The 24,437-nt window shown below is 63.4% G+C and carries 21 protein-coding genes and 1 tRNA gene; 10 read left to right on the top strand and 12 right to left on the bottom strand.

Going from position 1 to position 24,437, the window contains the following annotated elements; all coding sequences use genetic code 11:
- Positions 1-37 precede the first annotated feature (37 nt).
- From radC to rpmG, 3 genes are all read left to right on the top strand, one after another.
- Entirely contained in the window at positions 38-712 is a 675-nt protein-coding gene (gene radC / locus E4L98_RS27010; RefSeq protein WP_135204628.1) for a RadC family protein, read from the top strand.
- Positions 713-873: 161 nt separating this feature from the next.
- Positions 874-1,110 carry a 50S ribosomal protein L28 gene (gene rpmB, locus E4L98_RS27005; protein ID WP_008451488.1) on the top strand — a complete coding sequence of 79 codons (237 nt, stop codon included), beginning with the start codon at positions 874-876 and terminating at the stop codon, positions 1,108-1,110.
- A 9-nt stretch (positions 1,111-1,119) separates the two neighbouring features.
- Positions 1,120-1,290 carry a 50S ribosomal protein L33 gene (rpmG, locus tag E4L98_RS27000; protein WP_205746849.1) on the top strand — a complete coding sequence of 57 codons (171 nt, stop codon included), beginning with the start codon at positions 1,120-1,122 and terminating at the stop codon, positions 1,288-1,290.
- A 136-nt stretch (positions 1,291-1,426) separates the two neighbouring features.
- On the opposite strand, the gene E4L98_RS26995 is transcribed toward rpmG, so the two are convergent.
- From E4L98_RS26995 to E4L98_RS26975, 5 genes are all read right to left on the bottom strand, one after another.
- Entirely contained in the window at positions 1,427-2,623 is a 1,197-nt protein-coding gene (locus tag E4L98_RS26995; protein ID WP_135204626.1) for a DesA family fatty acid desaturase, read from the bottom strand.
- A 141-nt stretch (positions 2,624-2,764) separates the two neighbouring features.
- Complete coding sequence (locus E4L98_RS26990) at positions 2,765-4,114, bottom strand: mechanosensitive ion channel family protein (protein ID WP_135204625.1); 1,350 nt, start codon at positions 4,112-4,114, stop codon at positions 2,765-2,767.
- Positions 4,115-4,183: 69 nt separating this feature from the next.
- Positions 4,184-5,473 (bottom strand): RsmB/NOP family class I SAM-dependent RNA methyltransferase, encoded by a 1,290-nt coding sequence (locus E4L98_RS26985; protein ID WP_135204624.1) that lies wholly within the window; start codon positions 5,471-5,473, stop codon positions 4,184-4,186.
- Between the two features lie 15 nt (positions 5,474-5,488).
- Positions 5,489-6,097 (bottom strand): phosphoribosylglycinamide formyltransferase, encoded by a 609-nt coding sequence (gene purN, locus E4L98_RS26980; RefSeq protein WP_135204623.1) that lies wholly within the window; start codon positions 6,095-6,097, stop codon positions 5,489-5,491.
- 123 nt (positions 6,098-6,220) lie between these two features.
- Positions 6,221-6,613 (bottom strand): barstar family protein, encoded by a 393-nt coding sequence (locus tag E4L98_RS26975; RefSeq protein ID WP_229257598.1) that lies wholly within the window; start codon positions 6,611-6,613, stop codon positions 6,221-6,223.
- A 444-nt stretch (positions 6,614-7,057) separates the two neighbouring features.
- Between E4L98_RS26975 and E4L98_RS26970 the strand changes: the two genes are divergently transcribed.
- The 6 genes from E4L98_RS26970 to E4L98_RS26945 all read left to right on the top strand — a co-directional run bounded on the left by E4L98_RS26970 (position 7,058) and on the right by E4L98_RS26945 (position 12,175).
- Positions 7,058-7,579 (top strand): glycine zipper 2TM domain-containing protein, encoded by a 522-nt coding sequence (locus E4L98_RS26970; RefSeq protein ID WP_135204622.1) that lies wholly within the window; start codon positions 7,058-7,060, stop codon positions 7,577-7,579.
- A gap of 151 nt (positions 7,580-7,730) precedes the next feature.
- Positions 7,731-8,534: a spermine/spermidine synthase domain-containing protein gene (locus E4L98_RS26965; RefSeq protein ID WP_135204621.1), complete on the top strand. Its 804-nt coding sequence runs from the start codon at positions 7,731-7,733 to the stop codon at positions 8,532-8,534.
- A gap of 26 nt (positions 8,535-8,560) precedes the next feature.
- On the top strand, positions 8,561-10,357 hold the full coding sequence (gene tfpB / locus E4L98_RS26960) for a type IV pilus assembly ATPase TfpB (RefSeq protein ID WP_135204620.1): 1,797 nt from the start codon (positions 8,561-8,563) through the stop codon (positions 10,355-10,357).
- A gap of 51 nt (positions 10,358-10,408) precedes the next feature.
- Positions 10,409-10,484, top strand: a tRNA-Lys gene (locus E4L98_RS26955).
- A 117-nt stretch (positions 10,485-10,601) separates the two neighbouring features.
- Positions 10,602-11,381 (top strand): substrate-binding periplasmic protein, encoded by a 780-nt coding sequence (locus E4L98_RS26950; protein WP_135204619.1) that lies wholly within the window; start codon positions 10,602-10,604, stop codon positions 11,379-11,381.
- Positions 11,382-11,389: 8 nt separating this feature from the next.
- Positions 11,390-12,175, top strand: a complete 786-nt coding sequence (locus E4L98_RS26945; protein WP_229257597.1) for a substrate-binding periplasmic protein — start codon at positions 11,390-11,392, stop codon at positions 12,173-12,175.
- Here E4L98_RS26945 and E4L98_RS26940 read toward each other — a convergent pair whose 3' ends face one another.
- Positions 12,176-13,021, bottom strand: coding sequence for a PhzF family phenazine biosynthesis protein (locus E4L98_RS26940; protein ID WP_135204618.1), 846 nt, complete (start codon positions 13,019-13,021; stop codon positions 12,176-12,178).
- Positions 13,022-13,109: 88 nt separating this feature from the next.
- Here E4L98_RS26940 and E4L98_RS26935 point away from each other — a divergent pair, with 88 nt between their 5' ends.
- Complete coding sequence (locus E4L98_RS26935) at positions 13,110-15,224, top strand: dipeptidyl-peptidase 5 (RefSeq protein WP_135204617.1); 2,115 nt, start codon at positions 13,110-13,112, stop codon at positions 15,222-15,224.
- A gap of 94 nt (positions 15,225-15,318) precedes the next feature.
- Here E4L98_RS26935 and E4L98_RS26930 read toward each other — a convergent pair whose 3' ends face one another.
- The 6 genes from E4L98_RS26930 to E4L98_RS26905 all read right to left on the bottom strand — a co-directional run bounded on the left by E4L98_RS26930 (position 15,319) and on the right by E4L98_RS26905 (position 24,379).
- Positions 15,319-17,454, bottom strand: coding sequence for a metallophosphoesterase family protein (locus E4L98_RS26930; RefSeq protein ID WP_205746846.1), 2,136 nt, complete (start codon positions 17,452-17,454; stop codon positions 15,319-15,321).
- 98 nt (positions 17,455-17,552) lie between these two features.
- Positions 17,553-18,857: an MFS transporter gene (locus tag E4L98_RS26925; RefSeq protein ID WP_135204616.1), complete on the bottom strand. Its 1,305-nt coding sequence runs from the start codon at positions 18,855-18,857 to the stop codon at positions 17,553-17,555.
- A 97-nt stretch (positions 18,858-18,954) separates the two neighbouring features.
- On the bottom strand, positions 18,955-19,665 hold the full coding sequence (locus tag E4L98_RS26920; protein ID WP_135204615.1) for a BON domain-containing protein: 711 nt from the start codon (positions 19,663-19,665) through the stop codon (positions 18,955-18,957).
- An 85-nt stretch (positions 19,666-19,750) separates the two neighbouring features.
- The gene (locus tag E4L98_RS26915) at positions 19,751-20,416 is read right to left on the bottom strand and encodes a DUF2268 domain-containing putative Zn-dependent protease (RefSeq protein ID WP_135204614.1); all 666 of its coding nucleotides are present in this window, start codon (positions 20,414-20,416) and stop codon (positions 19,751-19,753) included.
- Positions 20,417-20,531: 115 nt separating this feature from the next.
- The gene (locus E4L98_RS26910) at positions 20,532-22,232 is read right to left on the bottom strand and encodes a dipeptidyl-peptidase 3 family protein (RefSeq protein ID WP_135204613.1); all 1,701 of its coding nucleotides are present in this window, start codon (positions 22,230-22,232) and stop codon (positions 20,532-20,534) included.
- Between the two features lie 242 nt (positions 22,233-22,474).
- A complete protein-coding gene (locus E4L98_RS26905) occupies positions 22,475-24,379 on the bottom strand; it encodes a methyl-accepting chemotaxis protein (protein ID WP_135204612.1) in 1,905 nt (634 codons plus the stop codon).
- Positions 24,380-24,437 lie beyond the last annotated feature (58 nt).

Genomic DNA, 24,437 nt, shown 5'->3' with positions numbered 1-24,437 from the left:
CGGTACCGAATAATGGCAGGGTGGAAGGAGAACTGTCATGCCCATACTGGACTGGCCACAGGAAAAACGTCCGCGCGAGCGGCTGATACGGGAGGGCGCGCAGGCGCTGTCGGAGGCGGAACTGCTGGCGATCTTCCTGCGCACCGGCGTGACCGGCAAGGACGCCGTCACGCTCGCCAGGGAGCTGATCCAGCACTTCGGTTCGCTGCAAAAACTGTTCGGCGCCAACCTGGAGGAATTTTCGCTGGTACACGGCATGGGGCCGGCCAAGTTCGCGCAACTGCAGGCGGTGATGGAACTGGCGCGGCGCGCGCTGCTGGAGGAAATCCGCCAGGGCGTCGTGCTGGGCTCACCCAGGGCGGTCAAGGACTATCTGCGGGTGGCGTTTGCCGGCAAGTCCTTCGAATCCTTCCATGTGCTGTTCCTCGACGTGAAGAACCGCCTGATCGACAGCCGCGAACTGTTTCGCGGCACGCTGACCCACACCTCGGTCTACCCGCGTGAAGTGGTGAAGGAAGCACTGGCGCGCAACGCCGCCTCGGTGATGCTGGCGCACAACCACCCGTCCGGCACGCCCGATCCCAGCGAATCCGACTTGCTGCTGACGCGCGCGCTGATGCAGGCGCTGGCCCTGGTCGAGATCCGCGTGCTCGACCATTTTGTGGTCGCCGGGCATCAGGTGCACTCCTTCGCCGAGCATGGCCAGCTGTAGGTTTACCCCTGTCGGCTCAAGGGTTTACGCGCCGGTTCACAATTGTTAAATTTTTTGATTTAATCGAGACACAATTGTTTTTCGTAAGTGATTGAAAATCCTGATTTTTTTGGATATACTCTCGTTTTTCCAATTGTGGAATGTCTTTTAAGGAGTGCGTTATGGCACGTGTTTGCCAAGTTACTGGGAAGAAGCCGATGGTCGGCAACAATGTTTCCCACGCAAACAACAAAACCAAACGTCGTTTCCTGCCTAACCTGCAGAACCGTCGTATTTTTGTTGAATCTGAAAACCGCTGGGTCTCCCTGCGTCTGTCCAACGCTGGTCTGCGTGTAATCGACAAGGTCGGCATCGATGCCGTCCTGGCCGACATGCGCGCACGCGGCGAAAAAGTCTAATAGGGAGCTATCATGGCGAAAACTGGCCGCGACAAAATCAAGCTGGAATCGACCGCAGGTACCGGTCACTTCTACACCACCACCAAAAACAAGCGTACCATGCCTGCCAAGATGGAGATCATGAAGTTCGATCCCAAGGCACGCAAGCACGTGATGTACAAAGAAACCAAGATCAAGTAATCCGGTCTTCGCTTCAATAAAAAAGCCGCTGAATGCAAATTCAGCGGCTTTTTTTTGAGTCGGGGTCAGAGCCGACATTCGGACATTTGATCGTATGCGAATCAATGTCCGAATGTCGGCTCTGACCCCGACTTGCTTACGCGTAGCTGCGCAGGCGCAGGGAGAAGTCCTGCAGCGATTTGATGCCCGAGGCTTCGGCGCGGTTGCACCAGTCCTGCAGCTTGTGCAGCAGGTCGTCGCGGGTGAAGTGCGAACGCTCCCAGATCACGCCCAGCTCGACACGCATGTTGTGCATGGTTTCCAGCGCTTTGCTGTGCTGGAACAGTTCCACCAGCTGCTGCTTCTGCGGCGCTTCCAGTTTGGCCGGCTCACGCTGCATCAGCTTGCGCGACGATTTCAGGAAGCGCGCTTCCAGCTCGGCCTTGTGCTTCAGGTGTTCCAGTTCCTCTTTCCACGCGTGCTTGATCGATTTGGCGTACTTGGCCATCACGTCGTAACGGTTGGCGATCACCGATTGCAGGGTGTCGAAGTCGGCTTGCTGCTTGCCCTTGGCGAACTTCGGTTCCGGCGCGCGTTTCTTGACTTTGGCCAGGCCCACCATTTCCAGCACGCGGATGTAGCCCCAGCCGATGTCGAACTCGTACCACTTGGACGACAGCTTGGCCGACGTGGCGAAGGTGTGGTGGTTGTTATGCAGTTCTTCGCCACCGATCAGCAAGCCCAGCGGGATGATGTTGGTGGCCGCGTCGGCGCAGTCGTAGTTGCGGTAGCCCCAGTAGTGGCCGATACCGTTGATGATGCCGGCCGCGGTGATCGGAATCCACAGCATCTGCACGGCCCACACGGTGACGCCGATTACGCCGAACAGCACGAAGTTCAGCACCAGCAGCATCGATACGCCCAGCGCGCTGTGGCGGGTATAGACGTTGCGCTCCATCCAGTCATCGGGCGTGCCGTGACCGTACTTGTCCATGGTTTCCTGGTTTTTGGCTTCCGCGCGGTACAGCTCGGCCCCTTCCCAGAACACTTTCTTGATGCCGCGCGTGACCGGGCTGTGCGGATCTTCCTCGGTGTCGCACTTGGCGTGGTGCTTGCGGTGGATGGATGCCCACTCCTTGGTCACCTGGCCGGTGGTCAGCCACAGCCAGAAACGGAAGAAGTGGCTGGCGATCGGGTGCAGGTCCAGCGCGCGGTGCGCCTGGCAGCGGTGCAGGTAGATCGTCACCGAGGCGATGGTGATGTGGGTGACCGCCATGGTGTAAAAGAACACTTCCCAGCCGCTGAATCGGGTGATGCCGTTCGACAGGAAATCCAGTACTGCGTATAAGCTCATTACTACTCCAAATTGGGGCGCGTCCCGGTCGCCAGGAATTGTGTTTTTAACAGGCGCGAGACTCCCGCCAGTTCTTACTTTTGGACGTCATTGTACGACGAATTAATGCTGATTTGAGTAAGGTTTGCCCTGAATCACTGACTATTCCTTAGGCACGGTCGTGCTTTCCTGGCCCGCGAGGGGCGTCGGCACGCTGCCGAGGATACGCATTTCCCGTTGCGGGAAAGGTACAGAGATATTGTTCTGTTTCAAGGCGCGCCAGATTGCGCGATTGACATCGGAGGTCACGCCGCCGCGGCCATTTTCCGGGTCGTTGATCCAGAAACTGACCGTCAGCTCCAACCCGTCCGCGCCGAATGCGCTCAGGTTCACCGACGGCGATTTTTCCTTCAGCACACGCTCCACCGTCAGCGTGGCCTCGCTCAGCAGCTGGATCACGAAATCGACATCGGTGTCGTACGCCACCGATACCTTGGTCGAAATATTCACCAGGCTGTTGGACAGCGAGGAGTTCTGCACCGCGCCCGACACCAGCATCTCGTTCGGCACGATGGATTCCATGCCGTCCAGGCTTTGCAGCACGGTGTAGCGGGTGTTGATCTGGGTGACGCGTCCGCTGTACTTGTCGACCGTGATCATGTCGCCGATGGTCAGGCTGCGGTCGAGCAGGATCACGAAGCCGGACACATAATTGCTGGCGATCTTTTGCAGACCCAGGCCCAGGCCGACGCCGAGCGCGCCGCCGAATACCGACAGCACGGTCAGGTCGATGCCCACCAGCGACAAGCTCATCAGCACCGCCACCAGGATCAGCACCGCGCGCGCGGTGCGCGACATCACCACCCGCAGATTGGTGTGCATGCCCTGCACCTTCATCAGCCATTCTTCCAGCGCGGCGCCGGCCCACAACGCCAGCATCAGCAGCACGATCACCGACACGGTGGCTTGCAGGATATCGGCCACGGACACCTTGTACTTACCGAACGGCAGGATGGTATCGTCGAGGAACTGCAGCACGTCGTTCCACGAGCCGGTGATGTACAGCACGAAGCCCAGCCACACCAGCAACTGGAACACTTTTTCGAACGCCAGCATGGTGGTGCTGATGGTGCGGCCATTGCGCGCGAACACGCGGCGCAGCAGATAGAAGGTGAAGCGGATCACCGCCAGCGAGCCGAAGATCGGCAGCGCCACCTTGAGCAGGTTCACATGGTAGTGATGCTTGAGCAGCAGCAGCCGCGACAGCGCCAGCAGACCGATCACCGACAGCGGCGCCATCACGCGGCCGAAGCTTTCCACTCCGAAGCCGAGCACCCCCGTCGGTCCGGCCTGATGGCGATGGCGGCCGAAACGCTTGCGCAACACCCGCGCCAGCCCGAATCCGATCACCACCGAGGCGATGATCGCCGCCAGCTGCCACAGCAGGCTGGGATCGCGCAGGTCGCCGGACAAATCTTCGATCAGGTTGAACAGGGGCTGTTGTTGGGACATTGCTTTGCTTACCGAGTTAGCGAGGTGCGTAGCATAGCAAAAAGCCGGGAGAACCCCGGCTTTCCATACTTACTCTTCTTCCGCTTCCTTGGCTTTTTTCGGCATCGGCTTGCGCTCGAACACCGCGGCAAAGAAGCCGTCGGTCTGGTGCTTGTGCGGCAGCAGCTTCAGGTAATCGCCCATCTCCAGCTCGATCTTCTGCTCGGCCAGTGCCTTGTTCATCGGCACCAGTTCGAAGTCCGGGTGGGTCTCCAGGAACTGTTTGGCGATGAAGTCGTTCTCGTCTTCCAGCACCGAGCAGGTGGCGTAGACCAGGCGGCCGCCGCCTTTCACCAGGCGCGCGGCGCCGTCCAGGATCGCCGCCTGCTTGGCTTGCAGCTCGGCGATGGCCCCCGGCTGCTGGCGCCATTTCACGTCCGGATTGCGGCGCAGCGTGCCCAGGCCCGAGCATGGCGCGTCGACCAGCACGCGGTCGATCTTGCCGGCCAGGCGTTTGATCTTGGCATCGCGTTCGTGCGCGATCACCACCGGATGCACGTTCGACAAACCGCTGCGCGCCAGGCGCGGCTTCAGCTTGGTCAGGCGTTTCTCGGACACGTCGAACGCGTACAGACGGCCGGTGTTGCGCATGGTCGCGCCCAGCGACAGCGTCTTGCCGCCGGCGCCGGCGCAGAAATCCACCACCATTTCGCCGCGCTTGGCGCCGACCAGCGCCGACAGGATCTGGCTACCCTCATCCTGCACCTCGATGTGGCCATCCTTGAACAGCGGCAGATTCTGCAGGGCCGGTTTGGTCAGGATACGCAGGCCCAGCGGCGCGTACGGCGTCGGCTCGGCCTTGATCGGCGCCTCGGCCAGCTTGGCCACCACCGCCTCGCGATTGTCCTTGAGCGCGTTGACGCGCAGGTCCAGCGGCGCCGGCTGGTTCATGCCGTCGGCCAGCGCCAGCGTTTCTTCCTCGCCGAACTGCGCCACCAGCTTCTCGAACAGCCATTTCGGCATGTTGGAGCGGCTGGACTTGTGCATCAGCTTGCGATCCACCGCCATGATGCCCTGCACCCAGGCCGCTTCGTCGGCTGTGACGCCGCCCAGCGATTCCAGGCCGACCGCGTCGCTCATGCCCAGCAGGGTCAGCCGGCGCATGGTGGCGCCGCCGCCCTGCTCGGAGAAATCGGTGTAAAAGTTTTTATTGCGCAGTACGTTATAGATGCACTCGGCAATGGCGCCGCGTTCGCGGCCGCCCAGGCGCGGATGGTCTTTGAAATAGCGCGACAGGGTGGTGTCGGCCGGCGCGGCAAAGCGCAAAATCTCGCGCAACACTTCTTCGGCGTTGGCGAGTATCGCTGGTGGCAATCTCATGGAATTCCTTTTCGTTTAACTGTGGTCCACCTGGACCGTGCCCTGCGTGATGGTCAGCCTGTCTTCCACGAACCAGCGCACCGCGCGCGGATAGATGACATGCTCCTGTTGCAGCACGCGTGCCGACAGGGTTTCGACCGTATCGTCCGGCAGCACAGGCACGGACGCCTGCAGCACCATCGGGCCATGGTCGAGTTCGGCCGTTACGAAATGCACCGTCGCGCCATGTTCCGCCACCTTGGCGGCGAGCGCCTGCGCATGCGTCGCCAGGCCCGGGAACAGCGGCAGCAGCGACGGATGGATGTTCAGCATGCGGCCGGCGTAGTGCGCGACGAACGGCTCGGTCAGGATGCGCATGAAACCGGCCAGCACCACCAGGTCGGGCGCATAGCCGTCGATCACGGTCTGCAGCGCGGCGTCGAATTCGGCGCGGCTGGCGTACTCCTTGTTGGCCACCACGGCGGTGGCGATTCCGTGTTCAGCGGCAAACGCCAGGCCGGCGGCGTCGGCGCGGTTGCTGATGACGGCGGCAATGCGCGCGGGCCAGCGCTCGTTCTCGAGCGCATGGACGATCGCTTCCATATTGCTGCCGCGACCGGAAATCAGGATGACGATATTTTTCATAACCCGGCATTGTACCTCGTCTTGGGGTCGCCGGACCACCGAAAGGCAAGGATTGTTGCAATGCAGCAGGGCCAGCGCGGACGCTGGATACCCCGCCGCGCCGGAGCGCGGCAGGCCGCGGGCTTACTCGAACGAGTAAAACACCCGGAACGGCACTTTCTTGTCGGCCCAGTAATCGGCGGCGTCGCGGAACACGTCCAGCAGGGTTTCCCGTGCTTCCTTGTCAAATTTCTGGGCGTTTGGCAATTGTTCCAGCACAACCAGAAAACCGGGCTGCTCGCCGGCCTTGGCCATGGTCTCGGTCAGCGTCTCGCGCAGCCCGTCGAAATTCTTGCCTACCCCTTTGGGAAACAGGAACGACTCCGAGATGATGCCCATCACCTGTTGCTTGGTAGCACCGGCGATGCAGTGCGCGTACAGGAAGTGCTGCCCCAACCGGGCGGCCTCTTCCTGCAGTTCACCGACGCGAAAGGCCCGGATCGACTGCACCAGATTCGGCGGCACGCTGGCCAGCAAGCTCTCGTTTCCCTCAATTTGACCTGGTGTGTACGGTGTGTCCACTTTGCTGTTGTGCGTGCCTATCTTGTGAATTAATGAGTAAATAATTTGAGCACCTGTCCACTAAACATGGCTGGCGGGTCGGCGCTGGCCATGGTTGATTCATGTGTTTCTGAATCCCATACGCTTATTAGGGTAACGTGTTGTTCCTCCCAGATCAACACGTATGTGATGTCTAACGCAATATTTGTTAAAAACAGAAGCTTTTTAAAGGATTTAGGGGCCAAATCGGCACAATTGGGTCTACCCTTTGAAAGCGGCAGGCAAACTGGCCTGCTGTTACAATTTGTTGCCACAGATACCTGTCGGGCACTAGTCGCCTTGGTGCCGCCGGATTACCATACATACCATGCAATATCAGAATTCGTCTGATAGACACCCTGAACCAGAACGAGGTATCTCATGAACTTGCAAGCCAAACTGATCGCAGCACTGTTGAGCGTAGGCGCCCTGCCGCTGGCCCAGGCCCAGGGTGCGGATTTTGAAGATTTCGGCCGCGTGGTGAGCGTGCGCCCGCAGGTGGAACAAGTCAACCGTCCACGCCAGGAATGCCGTACCGAATATGTGCAGGTACAGCAGCCGGCGCCGCAGCGCAGTGTCGGCGGCGCCATCGTCGGCGGCCTGGTGGGTGGCCTGGCCGGTAACCAGATCGGCGGCGGCTCGGGCCGCTCGGTAGCCACCGCGGCCGGCGCCATTGCCGGCGCCCTGGTCGGCGACCGCGTCGACAACGCCAACACCCCGAACAGCGGTCCGGTGAGCGACCAGGCGGTCAAACAATGCCGCACCGTCGACCACTGGGAATCGCGCACCTCGGGCTACGAAGTGACCTACGACTACCGTGGCCGCAACTACACCAGCCTGATGTCCTACGACCCGGGCGAGCGCGTGCGCCTGCGCGTGGTGGTCGAACCAGCCCAGCGCTGATATCAATCCGGGGTCAGTTCTGCCAATCGCACACGGGCTGTGCCGTAGCGCTCGCTACGGCACAGCCCGTGTGCGATTGGCAGAACTGACCCCGGATTTGCTTGCAATGCCGGCCTTGCGCCGGCATTGTTGTTTTCAGATAATGCATCCCATGCTGATCAAACGTAAATCCATCGAAAAAGAAGAATCGTCGCGCCGCGCTGCGGCGCCGGCGCCGGCCAAGACCCGCAAGCCGAAATATGCGCCGGTGACCCTGTCGGAAAGCGATGGCGTACGCTATCTGCATTTCGGCACGGAGTGGGTCCAGGGCGCCATGCGCATCCGCAAGCCCAACTGGCCGGAACTCGAATACGCGCAGCAGATGATGGCCTGGATGCTGTGGGTGGAGCAGCCGCGGCGCATCGCCCAGCTCGGCCTAGGCACGGCCGCGCTGACCAAGTTCTGCTACGCCACCTTCCCGCAGGCGCAGGTCACGGCGGTGGAGCTGAATCCGTCGGTGATCGCCATCTGCGCGTCCATGTTCAAGCTGCCGCCCGACGATGAGCGCCTGCAGGTGCTGGAAATGGATGCGCTCGACTTCGTCCACGACAAGGCCAACGCCGACACGCTCGATGCGCTGCAGGTAGACTTGTACGACGCCACCGCGCGCGGCCCGGTGCTCGACACGCCGGAGTTCTACCAGGCCTGCAATCAAGTCCTGTGCGCAGACGGTGTGATGACCGTCAATCTGTTCGGCGACCACCCGAGCTACGCTCGCAATCTGAAGGCCATGAAGTTCGCCTTCGCGCAGGTGATTTGCCTGCCGCAGGTGCATGATGGTAATGTGGTCGCCATCGCCTTCAAACGCGCGCGCGAGATTGACCTCGAGGCGCTGAAGACGCGGGCGGCACAGATCGTCGCCGACACCAAATTGCCGGCCAAGTCCTGGATCAAAGGGATCGCGGCGGGCCTCTAACCCTGACGGAAAGGCGGGCCGCAACCATGAACCTCCCCCACGCGAGCAAGGCGGCCCCGCTCGATCTGCAGCAGATCTACACCTGGCTGCTGGCCGACGGCATGGTGCGCAAGGCCGAGGTCAAGGAGCTGTACGCGCAAAGCCAGGCCATCCTCAAGAACACCAGCGGCCCGATGCATCCGCTCAGCGCGGTGGCGCACGTCAAGCTGCTGTCGGCGCAGCCGCCGCACAAGCTGCTGACCCTGGACGCGCTGTGCGAATGGCTGGCGCAGCGCGTCGGCCTGCCCTTCATCCGCATCGATCCGCTGAAAATCGATTTCACCCGCGTGGCCGATGTGATGTCGGCCAGCTACGCGGCGCGCTTCAACATCCTGCCGGTGGAGCTGAGCGCCGACACGCTGGTGGTGGCCACCGCCGATCCCTGCGCGCACGAGTGGGAAGCGGAGATCGCCAAGATCTCGCGCCGCATGGTCAAGCGCGTGATCGCCAATCCGCTCGACATCGCGCAATACACCTCGCAGTTCTTCAGCCTGGCCAAGTCGATCAAGAAGGCCAACAAGTCCAGCGCCAACGACCTGACGCTGCGCAATAATTTCGAGCAGCTGGTCGAACTGGGCAAGACCAACAAGCAGGTCGACGCCAACGACCAGCACGTGATCAACATCGTCGACTGGCTGTGGCAGTACGCGTTCGAGCAGCGCGCCTCCGACATCCACCTCGAGCCCAAGCGCGACATGGCGGCGATCCGCTTCCGCATCGATGGCGTGCTGCACCAGGTCTATCAGGTGCCGGCGGTGGTGATGATCGCCATGACCGCGCGCATCAAGCTGCTGGGGCGCATGGACGTGATCGAGAAGCGCCGCCCGCAGGACGGCCGCATCAAGACCCGCACCGCCGGCGGCCAGGAGGTGGAGCTGCGCCTGTCGACGCTGCCGACCGCCTTCGGCGAAAAGCTGGTGATGCGCATCTTCGATCCCGAAGTGGTGGTCAAGACCCTGCCGGAACTCGGCTTCCCGCTCGACGACGCGCAGCGCTGGGATGCGCTGACCCAGCGTCCGCACGGCATCATCCTGGTCACCGGCCCGACCGGCTCGGGCAAGACCACCACCCTGTACACCACGCTGAAGGCGCTGGCCACTTCCGAGGTCAACGTCTGCACGGTGGAAGACCCGATCGAGATGGTGGAACCGGCCTTCAACCAGATGCAGGTGCAGCCCGGCATCGAGCTGTCGTTTGCCGACGGCGTGCGCGCGCTGATGCGGCAAGACCCGGACATCATCATGGTCGGCGAGATCCGCGACCTGGCCACGGCCGAGATGGCGATCCAGGCGGCGCTGACCGGCCACCTGGTGCTGTCCACCCTGCACACCAACGATGCGCCGTCGGCCGTGATGCGCCTGCTGGAACTGGGCGTGCCCTACTATCTGCTGGAGGCGACGCTGATCGGCATCATGGCGCAGCGCCTGGTGCGCACCCTGTGCCAAGACTGCAAGGCGGAAAGCGGCGAGCTCAGCGACGATATCTGGCACAGCCTGGCCGGCGAGGCGCAACTGCCCAAGCCGGCGCAGGTGTACAAGCCGGTCGGCTGTCCCGAATGCCGCCAGACCGGCTACCGCGGCCGCACCGGCCTGTACGAACTGCTGACGGTGACCGCAGCGTTCAGCACCCAGATCCGCGAGCAGACCGACATCAACGCCCTGCGCCGCCAGAGCATCGCCGACGGCATGAAGCCGCTGCGCATCGCCGGCGCCCTGAAGATCGCCGAAGGCGTGACCACCGCCGACGAAGTGCTGAAGGTCACTGCCGCCCAGGGCATGAAGTAAAAAATGCTTTGCAGATTGGTGGAGAGCTGTATATAATACGGCCTCTTTCGGGGGTCGTTAGCTCAGCTGGTAGAGCAGCGGACTTTTAATCCGTTGGTCGCAGGTTCGAATCCCGCACGGCCTACCACCGAATTCCAGAAAAAGCTTCCAGACCGGAAGCTTTTTTTTCGCCTGTACGCGTTGCACGGGACTGCTGGTGTAAGCTAGCGCCCGTGGGCGCGGGACGCCGGTCTTTGGGGATGATATGCGGGGTTGGTCTAGCAGCAGGCGCGGATGGCTGGCGGCGGCGTGGTGCTGTGTCTCGCTGGCCCACGCGGCGCCGCCCGCGCCGCCGATCCAGCTGCGCACCGCCGCGCAGGAGGGCACCGAGCCCAAATTTGTCCCGGCCGGCGACCGCATCACCGGCCTCTGCATCGACATCATGCGCGCCGTCGAACGGGTCGATCCCGGGCTGCGCTTTGTCGGCGACCAGCGCTGGAAGCCGCTGATCCGCGCCTATTCCGAGCTGGAAACCGGCGTCGAGGACGTGCAGTGCGCCATCCAGCGCACGCCGGAGCGCGAGAAGCGCTTCAACTATATCGGCCCGCCGCTGCTCAACATCGACTATCACTTCCTCGTGCGCGCCGACGACCACATCGTCATCAACGGCTGGAACGACGTGCGCAAGCTGGGCCCGGACGACGTGGTGCTGATCAGCCGCGGCTTCGCCGCCGCTGAAATCCTGGCCGCCATCAGCAATCTGCATGTGGACGCCAGCGCCGCCCAGCAGGAACTCAATCTGCAAAAGCTGCTGGCCGGCCGCGGCCGCCTGTACTTCCACCGCGGCCCCGGCCTGCACCAGCTGCTGGAGCGCACCGGCACCGCCGATAAAATCAAAATCCTGCCGCAGGTGATGTACAGCGCCAAGTTATACTTTGCCGCCAGCAAACAGCTGGACAGCCGTGTCAGCGAACGGCTCGCTCGTGCGTTATTTGCGCTGGAAAAGAAAGGCGAGCTGGAACGGCTGGTGCGCAAATGGGATTGAGCGGAGGAATGATGTTACGACAACGATTGCCGGCGGCGGTCGCGCTGTGCCTGGCGCTGTATCTGGCGCTGGCCGGTGGCCGCGCCTGGGCGGCGCAACCGGTGGTACTGAAGGTGGTGGCGCAGGAAGGCACCGAGCCCAAATATATCCCGGCCGGCATCGGCCGCGTGGTCGGCCTGTGCGTGGACTTGTATCGCGCCATCGAGCGCACCGATCCCGGCGTCGTCTTCGCAGGCGACCAGCAATGGACGCCGGCCCTGCAGGCGCTGTCGCAACTGGCCAGCCATGAGCACGACGCCCTGTGCGCCGTGCAGCGCACCGACGAGCGCGCGCGCCAGTATGTGTTTCTGGAACCGGCGCTGTTCCAGCTGCGCTACCAGCTGATCGCGCGCGCCGGCGATCCGGCCACCATCAACAACTGGGACGATGTGCGCAAGCTCGGTCCGCAAGGGGTGATCCTGGTCAATCGCGGCTACACCGCGCCCGGCATGCTGGAGCGCATCGGCGGCCTGCAGGTCGACGCCAGCGCCACCACCCCGGCCGCCAATCTGCAGAAACTGATCGCCGGCAAAGGCCGGTTCTTCCTGCACCGCGCGCCCGGCATGCAGGGCTTCATCGACCGCGCCGGCGCCGCCGGCAAAGTCAAAATCCTGCCGGCCGTGATGGCCACCACCCAGGTCTACATGGCGCTCGGCACCCACGTCGACCCGGCTGTGCGCGCCCGCGTGCAGCGCGCCATCGAGCAGCTGGAAAAGAATGGCGAACTGGCGCGCATCCTGCAAAAATGGGCCTGACTATTCACCCATCATGCGCGCGCTGCCGGTGACGCGGATCGAGCTGCCCGGCTGCGCGGGAATCTCCACCTGCAGATGGCAGGGCGCGCCCATGTCCTCGCCCTGGATGATTTCGATCTGTCCGCCATGCGGCCAGTCCAGATCGCGCAGATAGCCGGCCAGCGCGGCCGCGGCGGCGCCGGTCGCCGGATCTTCATACACCCCGCCCGAGGCAAACGGATTGCGCGCATGGAAGCGCTGCGGCGTCTCGGCGTACACCAGCGAAATGGTGGTGATGCCGTAGCGCTGCATCAGCCTGCGGCCGGCGTCCAGCTGGTAGCGCATCGCGGCCAGCTTCGCGCGGCTGTTCAGCGCCAGCACCAGGTGATCGGCGCCGCCATGGGCCACGGCCGGCGGAATCCGGTCGTCCAGATCGGCCAGCTGGTAACCGAACAGCGCCAGCGCTTCCTGCACCAGCGCCGGCGCGGCGGGCGCGCTGGAGGTCGCCGGCGACTGCAGCGAGGCGACGGCGCCATTGCTGTGCGCGCGGCCCTCGACCGTGACGCGCGTGTGGTTGGTGGTCAGCGGGAAGATGCCGTCGCCGTTCTGCTGCGCCAGCACGGCGCCCAGCGCGATGGTGGCGTGGCCGCAGAACGGCACTTCGCCGTCCGGCGAGAAATAGCGTACGCGCCAGCCGTCTTCATGCGGCGCCGCAAACACGGTTTCCGAGTAGCCCATCTCGGCGGCGATGCGCTGCATGGCCGGCTCCTCCGGCAGCGAGGCCCGGATCATCACGCCGGCCGGATTGCCGCCGTGGTCACCGCGCGTGAAGGCGGCGACTTTGTGAACTTTGGTAATGGTCTGCATGTTGTCTCCAAAAGAGGACTGGTTGATTGACAGCAATGACGGTTATGGCCACTATCTTTGTTTCACCGACTTTTATAGCGAATTCGCCATGACTATACCGCGACTTTCCGTGCTTGCCTTCATCATTTCGGCCTATTCCGCCGGCGCCGCCCTGGCTGCCGCCGATATCGCGCCGGCCAAGCACCCCATTACCCATGAGGACGTTTGGCTGATGAAGCGCGTCGGCGCACCGCAGCCCAGCCCGGACGGCCGCTGGGCCGTGTTCGCCGTCACCGATCCGGCATACGACAGCAAGGAGCAATGGTCGGACTTGTGGATCAAGTCGCTGACCGACGACACGCCGGCGCGTCGCCTGACCTTCAGCAAGGGCGGAGAAGGTGCGCTCAACTGGTCGCCGGACAGCAAGCAACTGATCTTCGTGGCCAAGCGCGAAGGCGATGACGCCGGCCAGATCTACCGCATCGACGTCGCCGGCGGCGGCGAGGCGCAGCGCCTGACCACCCTCACCCTGGGCGCGCGCCAGCCGAAGTTCAGCCCGGACGGCAAGCAGATCCTGTTCGTCAGCGACCTCTACCCCGGCAACGTCACCGAGGACGACGTCAAGAAAACCGCCAAGGAGCGCAAGGACCGTAAATACTCGGCGCGCGCCTACGAAAGCTTCCCGCCGCGCTTCTTCGACAAATGGCTGGACGACAAAAAAGTGCGCTTGTTCGTGATGGACGCCGCCGTCGGCGCCAAGCCGCGCGACGTCTTGAGCGGCACCAGGCTGGCGCAGTTACCCGGCTTCGGCGGCGGCCAGGGCGACGAAGGCCAGAACCTGGACGCGATCTGGGCACCGGACGGCAAATCCATCGTGTTCTCGGCCTCGATCAACCGCGACGAACTGGCGCGCGCCTCCGGCTACACCCAGCTGTTCAACCTGCCGCTGGGCGGCGGCGAAGCAACCCAGCTCACCGCCGACAAGCACAGCTACAACAACCTCAAATTCAGCGCCGACGGCAAGACCCTGTTCACCCTGAACGAAGCGGAAGAACCGGGCAAGGTGTACGACGTCTCGCGCCTGGCCAGCTTCGCCTGGCCGGTGAGCAATCCGGCGCCGAGCATCCTGACCGCCGCGCTGGACCGCTCGATCTCGCGCTACGCGCTGCCGGCCGGCAGCGGCCGCGTGGTGTTCAGCTACGAGCACGCCGGCCTCGAGCAACTGCATTCGGTCAACTACGCCGGCGGCGACCTGCGCGACGAACCATCGCTGCCGACCGGCAGCATCGGCTCGCTGAACGCCGGCGGCAAGGCGCTGGTGGGCGTGTGGGAATCGTCGATCAACCCGCCGGAGGTGTACGCCTTCGGCAACGGCGCGCCCAAGCGCCTGACCGCCTTCAACACCGAGCGCGCGGCAACCATCGACTGGCAGGCGCCCGAACATTTCTGGTTCAAGGCCAGTGACGGCCGCATGATCCACAACATGATCGTCAAACCGGCCAACTTCGACCCGGCGAAAAAATACCCGCTGTTTGCCGTGATCCACGGCGGCGCGGCCAACATGTGGCGCGACCAGTTCGTGATCCGCTGGAACTACCACCTGCTGGCGCAGCCGGGCTACGTCGTGCTGCTGACCGACTACAAGGGCTCGACCGGTTACGGCGAAGAATTCGCCCGCGCCATCCAGGGCGATCCGCTGAAAGGTCCGGGCGATGAAATCAACGAAGCGGTCGACGAAGCGGTCAAAAAATACAGCTACATCGACGGCAGCAAACTGGCCGCCGGCGGCGCCAGCTACGGCGGCCACCTGGCCAACTGGCTGCAGGCCACCACCACCCGCTACAAGGCCATCATCTCCCACGCCGGCGAGATGGACCTGATCATGCAATGGGGCACCAGCGACAGCGTCTACGGCCGCGAAGTCAACAGCGGCGGCCCGGTGTGGGGCGACAAGGCGGTGTGGCGCGAACAGAGCCCGGTACTACAGGGCGGCAACTTCGAGAAAGGCACCGGCTTCAAATCGCCGATCCTGATCTCGGTGGGCGAACTGGACTACCGCGTGCCGGCCAACAACGCCCTGATGAACTTCGCCACCCAGCAGCGCCTGAATGTACCGAGCAAACTGCTGGTCTTCCCCGACGAAAACCACTGGATCCTCAAAGGCGAAAACAGCCGCTACTTCTACAGCGAAGTGCACGGCTGGCTGGCCAAGTACCTCAAATAAACTCCGGGGTCAGTTCTGCCAATCGCACACGGGCTCTGCCGTAGCGGTCGCTACGGCAGAGCCCGTGTGCGATTGGCAGAACTGACCCCGACTTTTAGTTGAAGCTCAGCGCGCTGCTGTTGGCGTTGCTGAGCTTTTGCGCTTTCAGGTCGATGGTGAAGTGATCGCTGGGCTTGCCCGAGCCCAGGCCTTTCAGGATCGCGAACACTTGCTTGAACTGCGACTGGAACGCCACGTGCACCGGGTTCTGGTCGGACAGCTGATCGCCTACCTTGAGGATGGCCGCCGGCGCGGCCGGGAAGGCGCCCATCACCACCTTGTACTGTGCCACGCGCTCGCTGCCCATGTCGCGCAGCGCCAGCTCGCCGGCGTAGGCGGTGCGGTGGAAGTCGCCATAGAACTCGTAGGCGCTGACCTTGGCGAAGTCGGCCAGCTTCAGGTTGGCGGCGGCGGCGATCTGCTCGGCCTTGGCGCTGGCGGCAGCCCAGTCGGCAGTCAGCTGGCTGGCGGCCACCGCGTCGCCCGATGGCGTGCCTTTCGCGGCGCAACTGGCGGTGATCGGCAGCACCGATGGGTTGTCCTTCAGTTGCGCCAGCGTCACCTTGGTCTGCAGCTGCGACAGGATCAGCATCTGGCGCAGATCCAGCGACATCGCCGCTTCCTTCATTTCGCACGGCCAGTAATCACCCATGAAGCGCAGGCGCGACAGTTCGCCAAAATAGGTGCGCGTGAATTCGCCGTACGATTTGCTGTCGAGGATACCGCGGTTCCAGCGCTTGGCGACGTCGCCCGCGGCCGTGCTGCCCTGCAGGTAGTCATACTCCACCTGGTAGTACGGGAACAGTTCGTTGTGGCGCGGCACGCTGTTCAGGCCCACGGTCTGCACGTCGATCATGTCCTTGCTCTGGTAGCTGACGATCTTGTACGCCGCGCCGAACACCGCCAGCGACGGCGACTGCACGTTGACCATGTAGTTGCCGGCGCTGTCCTTGTAGTCGTTGGTGCCGTTGAAGTGCATGTGCCCGCCGACGTGCAGCGGCAGGCCGGTGGCCGCCAGCGCGGCGGTGGTGGCGGCCGCCGGCATGCGCGAGATCTGGAACGCGCCCGACTTGAACACGGCCTTCATGGCATCGGTCTGGTTGGCGTAGAAGTCCATGGTCGGATAATGCGAGAACGCCATCAGCTGCTTGCCCTGCGCCTTGGCGCGCGCGGCCACCGACTTGATCCATTCCATCTGATGGATCTTGTGGGTCTGCACCTTGTTCCAGCCGGCGTCGCCGGCGTTGTCGAAGCCTTTGAAGTTCTTCGGATTGGCCGGATCGAAGCTGGCGTTGGGCACGTGCACGTTGGCGTCCAGCGCCAGCAGCCAGATGCCTTTCACCGGCTCCACCAGGTAGCTGGCGTCGATGATGCTGGTGCAGCGCGTGTAGGTCTTGCCGGCCACTTTGTACTTGCCGCCTTCGCCTTCGGCACAGATTTCGAACTGGCGCTTGCCGAGATCGGCCGCGGCGGCGGCGGCGTCGTAGCTGTACTTGCCGTCGGCGTAGGTGGTGAACGGCGTCTCCCAATACACGTCGCTCTTGTTCGGCGCGTAGCCGAACTCGGCCAGCTTGGTCAGCAGCTTGTCGTAGCCCTGCTCCATCAGCTGGTTGGTGCAGACCACGCTGGTGTCCTTGGCCTTGCAGGCGGCGTTGTTGACCGCGTAGATCTTCTGCTCCTTGCCGTCCTTGGTCAGGAAATCGTTCTTGCCCGCCTCGTCGTCGTCGTAGGGCTCGTTGGGATCGTGGTTGCCGGGGGCGATGAAGAAACGCATGCCCTTGGCCTGGTACTCGTGCAGGATGTCGACCAGGCCATCGATGTTGATCGGCTGGGCGTCGTCCGAGATATCGCCGGGCAGCGCCACCAGGCGCAGGCCCTTGGCGTAGGCGTCGTCCAGCGCGGCGCGGAAGGCGAAGTAGTTTTCGTTGAACAGCCGGGTCGAGGTCAGCTCCGCGTACATGGTGCGGATGGTGGCGTTCTTGCCATCCTTGGTGGGAATGCCGGCGAACTGGCTGCTTTTCAGGTCGCCGTATATGTTCTCGAAGTGGACGTCGCTCATGAAGGCGACGGCGGTCGAATTGAAGCTGTCACCGGGATTGGTTTCCGTGACGGGCAGACCGTCGCTGCCGCAAGCGGTCAGCAGTGCGGCAGCGGCGGCCAGGACGGCCGCGCCGGGTAAGGCGTAACGCATGCAAAACTCCATCAGGCTGGTTGAATTGCGCCGCATTGTAGATTGCGCAAATGACAAGCTGATTACATTTTGGAAGCGCTCCCAGGCGCAGCTACCGCTTATGCTGCCTTGGCGGTGGGCGCGGCGGCGGCACTGGTGGCCGGCTTGCGTATCATCAGCACCATGGCGGCGGCGATCAGGCAGGCCGCGCCGGCGGCAAACAGTGCCGGGTTGTAGGTCAGCAGCAAGGTGCGGATGCGGCCGGCGCCAAACGCGGCCACGGCGGCGCCCAGCTGGTGCGCCGAGAAGATCCAGCCGAACACCATGCCGGCCTTCTCCTTGCCGAAGCTGGCGCCGGTCAGACGCACGGTCGGCGGCACGGTGGCGATCCAGTCCAGGCCATAAAACATGGCGAACAGCGACAGGCCGTACAAGGTGAACTCCGAGTACGGCAGCCACAGCAGTGACAAACCGCGCAGGCCGTAATACATCAGCAGCAGTTTGCGGTTGTCGTAACGGTCCGACAGCCAGCCCGAGCCGATGGTGCCGACCAGGTCGAACGCGCCCATCATGGCCAGCACCGAGGCCGCCGGCACCGGGCCGAGGCCGGCGTCGCCGCACAGCGAAATGAAGTGGGTCTGGATCAGGCCATTGGTGCTGAGGCCGCAAATGAAGAAGGTGGCGGCCAGTATCCAGAACACGCGGCTGCGTGACGCCTCGGCCAGTATCCTGAACGGCGTGGCCAGCGTCACGTGCATGGCTGGCGCGCCGGCCACCACCGGTGTGCCGGGTGCGGCGCCGAATGGCGTCAGGCCGACGTCGCCAGGCCGGTTGCGCATCAACAGATACACCGCGATCGCCACCACCGCGCACGAGGCGAACACCGGCAGCACCGCCAGGCGCCAGCCGAAGTGCTCGATCATCCAGGCGCCGACCGGCAGGAAAATCAGCTGACCGGTGGCCGAGCTGGCCGTCAGCAAACCGACCACCAGTCCGCGATGCGTTTCGAACCAGCGGTTGGACACCACCGCGCTCAGCACCAGCGCGGTCATGCCGGAGCCGATGCCCAGCATGATGCCCCAGAACAGTACCAGGTGCCAGAACTGCGTCATTCGCGTGGCCAGCGCCATGCCGGCCGCCACCAGCGTCAGCGCCGTGACCACCACGTTGCGCACGCCGAAGCGCTCCATCAGGATGGCCGCAAACGGTCCCATCAGGCCGAACAGCGCGAAACGCACCGCCAGCGCCGACGAAATCTCTTCGACATTCCAGCCGAACTCTTTGGACAATGGCTGGATCAGTGCGCCCGGCAATCCCAGCGCGGCCGAGGACGACAACGCCGTCAAAAACGTCAGGGCCACGATCACCCAGGAAAAGTGCCAGCCGCGCCGGTGCAGCCAGTTGGAGAGAGGTTGAGCAAACATGATGATCCTTCGAGGATGGAATACCCTGGATTTTAAATGATGATCATCATGAATACAAGAAAAAAAATGCCCGGGCAGCGATCCCGGGCAGGCAGCCTTACTTGATGCGCAGCGAGCTTTGCACCTTATTGACGCCTTTGACATTGCGGGCGACGTCAACAGCCTTGTCGACTTCGGCCTGCGACGGCACGAAGCCGCTTAACATCACGGTACCGTTCACAGTCTCCACGTGGACGTCGAGCGACTTCAGGGCCGGCTCCGCCAGCAGTTCGGTCTTCACTTTGGTGGTGATGGTGGTGTCAGCCATGGCGTCCTTGGCCAGCTCGGTTTTCGAGCGCGCTTCGCACGATGCCTTGTCGGAGCCGGTCATGGCGCTGCAATCGATGCCGGTCTGGGCGACGTCGGCGGCTTTCTTGCCGGCCTTGGCGTCATCCACGGCGGCGACGTGCTGCGACTTGGCAGTGCTCATGCAGCTGTCCTTGTCGGCGCCGTTGCGCGAGGCGCACTGGGCCTTGGCCAGGTCATAGTTGGCGTCGGCCACGTTGATCTGTGCTTTTTCCACCGACTTCTTATCGTTCTTGTACTGCATGGCGGCCATCGACTCGGCGTTCGCACGGTTGACCTTGGCTTGTTCCTGGCAGACATCCTTGGCGTTGCCCGACTGCGCATCGCACGCGGCCTTGGCGGTCTTGTAGTCGGCGTCGGACTTGTTGATCGCAGCTTTGTAGGCAACCGTGTCGTTATTCGGGGTGGCGGCAAATGCGCAGCTGGCGGCGGTCGCCAGCACGAAGCACAGTAACTTGTTCATGATGTGTCCCTCTTGTGGTGGTTGATGGACACATTAAACGCCTGTCGCGCTACCACCTCTGTGCGGAAACGTACACAGTCCGGCATTACGGTTCTTGCATCAGGCCTTTACGCCACACCGTGTTGGCTTGATCAAACACCGAGCCGGCCGAGGCGAACGCCGCGCCGGTCGGCGCCAGTTGCAGCCACGCCACGGTGCTGTGCGAGCCGGCCGCGGGAGACGGTTCGCGCACGTGGCGCATCCAGGCCGCGACATTGGTGTATTGCTCGGGATGACGCTGCTGTATCCAGGCCAGCGCCACCAGATCGGCGTAGGCTTCCTCGCGGCGGGTGTCGCGCAGCGCCTCGGCCTGTTCGGATTGCGGCGCCTGCTCGAAGCCGGCCGGCACGGCGTGCCACACGCCCTGCGTGTAGCGCCAGCAGTGGCCGATCTCGTGGGCGACCATGGCTTCGATCATCAGCGGCCGTTGCGCCGACGGCACATCGGCCAGGATATCTTCCGCGCTGGGATTGCCGCGCATCGACAGCACCAGCTTGCAGCGGCCGTCCTGATAGCCGAGTGCCAGCGGCACATCATTGGCGCGTGCCTGCGGCTGCACCGTGATATCGATCGGCAGCTTCAGCTCCTGCTTGGCGTAGGCCAGGACAGACGAACCGGCTTGCAGCCAGCGGGTTTCCATTTCCGTCAGCTCAGCCGAAGCGGCATACGCGGACGTCAGGAGCAGCAGGGGGAGGAAGGCGCGTTTCAACATAGTGGAACCAATGTATCACGCGCCCGGCAATAAAAATTGCCTTTAGGCAGGTAAATTATTACGTAGACGAGTTGTAACGTTTAACCTTTTGGAACCGGAGTCAGAATCGGGGAATTTATTTCGCCAGCATGGTGTTGGCGGTTTTGAATTCCGGACGGATGTCGTTCGGCACCGCCTTCATCTTGTCCAGCGCTTTTTGCACGTCGGGACGGATGACCACGTATTTGGCCATCATGTCCTTGGCGCGCGCGTAGTCGCCGGTGGCTTCGATGGTCAGGAATTCGCGGTCGAGGTCGGCCACGGCCTGCTTGATCTTTTTGAAGTCCACCGCGAAGGTGCCGTCGCCGTGCGAGATGAAGCCGCCCTTGTCGAGGATGTAGTTCATCTGGATCGCCATGCCGCGCGCGTGCGAGTCGGTCAGCCCGAAGTGCAGGGTGCGGAAGCCCGAGGCCAGGAAGGTGGTGTACAGCTTGCGCTCGGCCGCTTCGCCCTGCCCCAGCGTGCCGTTCAGCTGGCCCTTGTCCATCATGTACGCCAGCGCGTACAGGCCGGTGATGTCGGCCTTGGCTTCTTCGATGGTCGAGTAGGCTTCCTTCAGGTCCTGGCGCGGGGTCGATGGCTTGCCGTCCACGGTGGTGATGTGCGGCCCCAGGCCGTGGGTGATTTCGTGCGCCAGGATGTGGGTGAAGAAGGAGTCGAAGTCGATGTCCTTCTGGTCGGCCGGCCGCAGCACCAGCCTGGCGATCGGCGTCAGTGTCGATTTGAACTTGGCCTGCTGTACGTTCTTCAGCATGACGCGCTTGGAACCGCGCTGGCTGATGATGCGCTCGTCGTTCGGCAAATTGTAGGCGGCGGTCTGCACGCCCATGTTGCCGTCGCCGGCGCCGTACACCTGGTTCACCACCACCATCGGCGCCAGCGCGCCGACTTTGGGGTTGCGGTATTGCGCGTCCAGCGGCAGGTTGTCTTCCAGCTCCTGCATGTGCTTGGCGAAGAAGTTGAGCTTCTCGGTTTCCTTCTGGTCGCGGATGTTGACGTAGGCTTCGAACGCGGCCTTGTAGCCGAACAGTTCGTCGTTATAGGTTTCGTACGGGCCGATGGTGATGTCGACCGGCGAATCCAGGTCCATCCAGGCGAAGTCGGATGCCAGGTAGTCATTGCTCAGGAAGGCGTCGGCGCGCAGTTCCAGGAATTTCTTCAGCGAGGCGTTGTCGGTGTCGGCCGCGGCGGATTTCAGCAGCGCGGCAGCCTTTTCCAGCTCCGGCTTGTACTCGTCCGAGTATTTGACGGTGGTGAACAGGCCATCCTTGTTCTTGCGGATCACGGTGAAGAACCATTGCGCCTGTTCCTTGTCCATCGCCGGCAGCGCGTTGATCCAGGTTTCCAGTTCGGCCTTGCTGGCGCCTTCCGGATAGAAGTTGCCGCCTTCCGGCTTCTTGGCCGGCACGGCGATGCCCGCCACCTGCGCCGGCAGGAACGATTGATGGTCGTCGAGGATCGACCACGGGCCCTTGTTGAGCCAGAAGTAGTTGAGGCGCGCCTTGCCCAGCGGCGTCGTATCCTTTTGCAGCGCGGCCCACAGCGCTTCGTTGCCGGCCCAACGCTGGCGCAGTTGCAGCACGTCGATGATCCTGGCCGCTTCGATCAGCTTGGCGATGGCTTTCTTGTCGCCGGCCGACAGCTGGCGGGTATCGGCGGTCAGGGCGACCGGCGCGTAGCGTTTGGTCATCTGGTTCAGTTCGGCCAGGCCGGCCGGTGCGGCACAGACGCTGGCGCACGCAGCGGCGAGCGCCAGCGGAAGCAGGATTTTTTTCATTGTGGTCCTCGGGTGGAGTGAGGGCCACATTGTAAAGCACTACCAGGCCTTGTACACCTTGCCGCTCTGGACGCCGTCCACGCTGCGCGCATACGACAGGGCGCCGCGGTTGGCGGCGATCGGTCCGAAGCCGACAAAAAACGGACAATGCTGCCCATCGATTCCTTCCGCACGGGTCGCACTGGGCGCACGCCACTGCCTCCGGCAGCGAGTGGCTGCGCGCCAACAGTGGCCGCCTGCGCTCAATAACGGACGAAGTTGGTCTCGTCCACCGGCACGGCGTAGCGTTCGCTGGCCATGCGCCGCGTCTGCGCCGGACGGGACCGGATGTCGCGCACCGGCGCGCGCGCCGGCCCCGCCGCGCCGCTGCCGGCGACCTTGAAGAAACTGATCGCCGTCTGCAGCTCGCTGGCCTGCGCGCTCATTTCCTCGGCGGTGGAGGCCAGTTGCTCGGAACCGGCCGCGTTCTGCTGCGTGGTCTGGCTCAGTTGCGTGATGGCGGCGTTGATCTGCGACAGCCCGGTCGACTGTTCCTCGGACGCCGCCGTGATTTCCTGCACCAGGTCCGAGGTGCGTTTGATGCTCGGCACCATCGCATCCAGCATCTGCCCGGCGCGTTCGGCCAGATCCACGCTGCTGCCGGCCACCTGGCCGATTTCCTGCGCCGCCACCTGGCTGCGTTCGGCCAGCTTGCGTACCTCGGCCGCCACCACGGCAAAGCCCTTGCCATGCTCGCCGGCGCGCGCGGCCTCGATCGCCGCGTTCAGCGCCAGCAGATTGGTCTGGTAAGCGATATCGTCGATGATCAGTACCTTGGCGGCGATCTGCTTCATGGCGGCAACGGTGGACTTGACCGCCGCCCCGCCCTCGGTCGCTTCGCCGGCGGCCTTGCCGGCGATGCCGTCGGTGACCTTGGCGTTCTCGGTGTTCTGCGACACCGAGGCCGTCATCTGCTCGACCGAGGCCGAGGTCTCTTCCACACTGGCGGCCTGCTCGCTGGCCGCCTGCGCCAGCGCCTGCGCGGTGGAGCTGACCTGCTCCGACGCGGCCGCCAGCGCCTCGGCGTTGGCGTTGACCTCGCCCACCACCTGGGCCAGCCGCGCCATGGTGTTGTTGGCATAGGTCTTCAGTTCGCCGAACGCGCCCTGGTAATCCTTGTTGATGTTGCGGGTCAGGTCGCCTTCGGCCATCGCACCCATCACCTGCACCATGTCGTTGATGCTGGCGCCGGTGGTGATCGCCAGCTGGTTCAAGCCCTCGCCCAGGTCGCGCTGGAAGCCCTGCAAGCCGTTCAGATCGACGCGCGCATCGAAGTTGCCGCGGTTGGCCGCCTCCACCACCTGGCGCTGGCCGTCGATCACCTGGCGCAGCTTGTCGAGCATGGTCTTGACCGCGAACAGCAGGCTGCTGTTGTCGCCCGGGCGGATGCGCACCTCGCAATTGAGATCGCCGTCGCAGACGCGCTGCATCAGCCCGGCCGCATACGCCGGCTCGCCGCCCAGCCGGTGCACCAGATCGCGCGTGATCAGGGTGGCGACCAGCACCGCCGCCAGCACGGCAACGGTGGCCAGGCCGATGACGATCTTTCGCGTCTCGGCATAGGTATCGCCGGCGGCCTTGGCGCTTTGATCCATCAGCTCGCTCTGGAATTTGGCCAGCGCCTCCAGTGCGCCCCAGTAGGCGGTATTGGCGGCGGCGAAATCGTTGCGCAGGAACTCGGCGGCGCGGGTCGGATCGCTGCGCATCAACGCGTACAGCTGCTCGTATTTGGGCGTCAGCACCGCGCCCTTTTCGCTGATTTCCCTGAACAGCACGCGGCCTCTTTCGGTGCTGATCATTTTGTCCATGCGCGCCATCGCGTCGGCAATTCTGGGGCGGTTGGCTTCGGCCATGGTCTTGAACTTGTCGCGCTCGGCGTCGGAAGTGGCTAGCAGCATGCTACGCAAAATGCGGCCGTTATCGATGGTCAGCTTGATCGCCTCGTTCGACAGCAGCACCTTGGGATAGCGGTCTTCCATGATCAGCTGCATGCCGTCGTTGATGGCCGCCAGCCGGACCACGCTGACCACGGACAGCACCAGCAACAGCACAACAACAGCACCAAAACCCAGACCCAGGCGGGTCGCCACTCTCATGTTTGCGAACATAATCTCTCCGGTAGAACGGTGGTGCCAGCGGAAGAAACGGGGGCGGAACACTGCGTGG

Source organism: Duganella callida, from assembly GCF_004614165.1.
Lineage (GTDB): Bacteria > Pseudomonadota > Gammaproteobacteria > Burkholderiales > Burkholderiaceae_D > Rugamonas > Rugamonas callida.
The sequence above is the reverse complement of the archived record's forward strand: the minus strand, read 5'-3'. Positions and strand labels throughout refer to the sequence as shown.

Excerpts from the sequence above, each read along its gene's own strand:
- radC (WP_135204628.1), top strand. The coding sequence starts at position 38 with ATGCCCATACTGGACTGGCCACAGGAAAAACGTCCGCGCGAGCGGCTG.
- rpmB (WP_008451488.1), top strand. The coding sequence starts at position 874 with ATGGCACGTGTTTGCCAAGTTACTGGGAAGAAGCCGATGGTCGGCAAC.
- E4L98_RS26995 (WP_135204626.1), bottom strand. The coding sequence starts at position 2,623 with ATGAGCTTATACGCAGTACTGGATTTCCTGTCGAACGGCATCACCCGA.
- E4L98_RS26990 (WP_135204625.1), bottom strand. The coding sequence starts at position 4,114 with ATGTCCCAACAACAGCCCCTGTTCAACCTGATCGAAGATTTGTCCGGC.
- E4L98_RS26985 (WP_135204624.1), bottom strand. The coding sequence starts at position 5,473 with ATGAGATTGCCACCAGCGATACTCGCCAACGCCGAAGAAGTGTTGCGC.
- purN (WP_135204623.1), bottom strand. The coding sequence starts at position 6,097 with ATGAAAAATATCGTCATCCTGATTTCCGGTCGCGGCAGCAATATGGAA.
- E4L98_RS26970 (WP_135204622.1), top strand. The coding sequence starts at position 7,058 with ATGAACTTGCAAGCCAAACTGATCGCAGCACTGTTGAGCGTAGGCGCC.
- E4L98_RS26965 (WP_135204621.1), top strand. The coding sequence starts at position 7,731 with ATGCTGATCAAACGTAAATCCATCGAAAAAGAAGAATCGTCGCGCCGC.
- tfpB (WP_135204620.1), top strand. The coding sequence starts at position 8,561 with ATGAACCTCCCCCACGCGAGCAAGGCGGCCCCGCTCGATCTGCAGCAG.
- E4L98_RS26950 (WP_135204619.1), top strand. The coding sequence starts at position 10,602 with ATGCGGGGTTGGTCTAGCAGCAGGCGCGGATGGCTGGCGGCGGCGTGG.
- E4L98_RS26945 (WP_229257597.1), top strand. The coding sequence starts at position 11,390 with ATGATGTTACGACAACGATTGCCGGCGGCGGTCGCGCTGTGCCTGGCG.
- E4L98_RS26940 (WP_135204618.1), bottom strand. The coding sequence starts at position 13,021 with ATGCAGACCATTACCAAAGTTCACAAAGTCGCCGCCTTCACGCGCGGT.
- E4L98_RS26935 (WP_135204617.1), top strand. The coding sequence starts at position 13,110 with ATGACTATACCGCGACTTTCCGTGCTTGCCTTCATCATTTCGGCCTAT.
- E4L98_RS26930 (WP_205746846.1), bottom strand. The coding sequence starts at position 17,454 with ATGCGTTACGCCTTACCCGGCGCGGCCGTCCTGGCCGCCGCTGCCGCA.
- E4L98_RS26925 (WP_135204616.1), bottom strand. The coding sequence starts at position 18,857 with ATGTTTGCTCAACCTCTCTCCAACTGGCTGCACCGGCGCGGCTGGCAC.
- E4L98_RS26920 (WP_135204615.1), bottom strand. The coding sequence starts at position 19,665 with ATGAACAAGTTACTGTGCTTCGTGCTGGCGACCGCCGCCAGCTGCGCA.
- E4L98_RS26915 (WP_135204614.1), bottom strand. The coding sequence starts at position 20,416 with ATGTTGAAACGCGCCTTCCTCCCCCTGCTGCTCCTGACGTCCGCGTAT.
- E4L98_RS26910 (WP_135204613.1), bottom strand. The coding sequence starts at position 22,232 with ATGAAAAAAATCCTGCTTCCGCTGGCGCTCGCCGCTGCGTGCGCCAGC.
- E4L98_RS26905 (WP_135204612.1), bottom strand. The coding sequence starts at position 24,379 with ATGTTCGCAAACATGAGAGTGGCGACCCGCCTGGGTCTGGGTTTTGGT.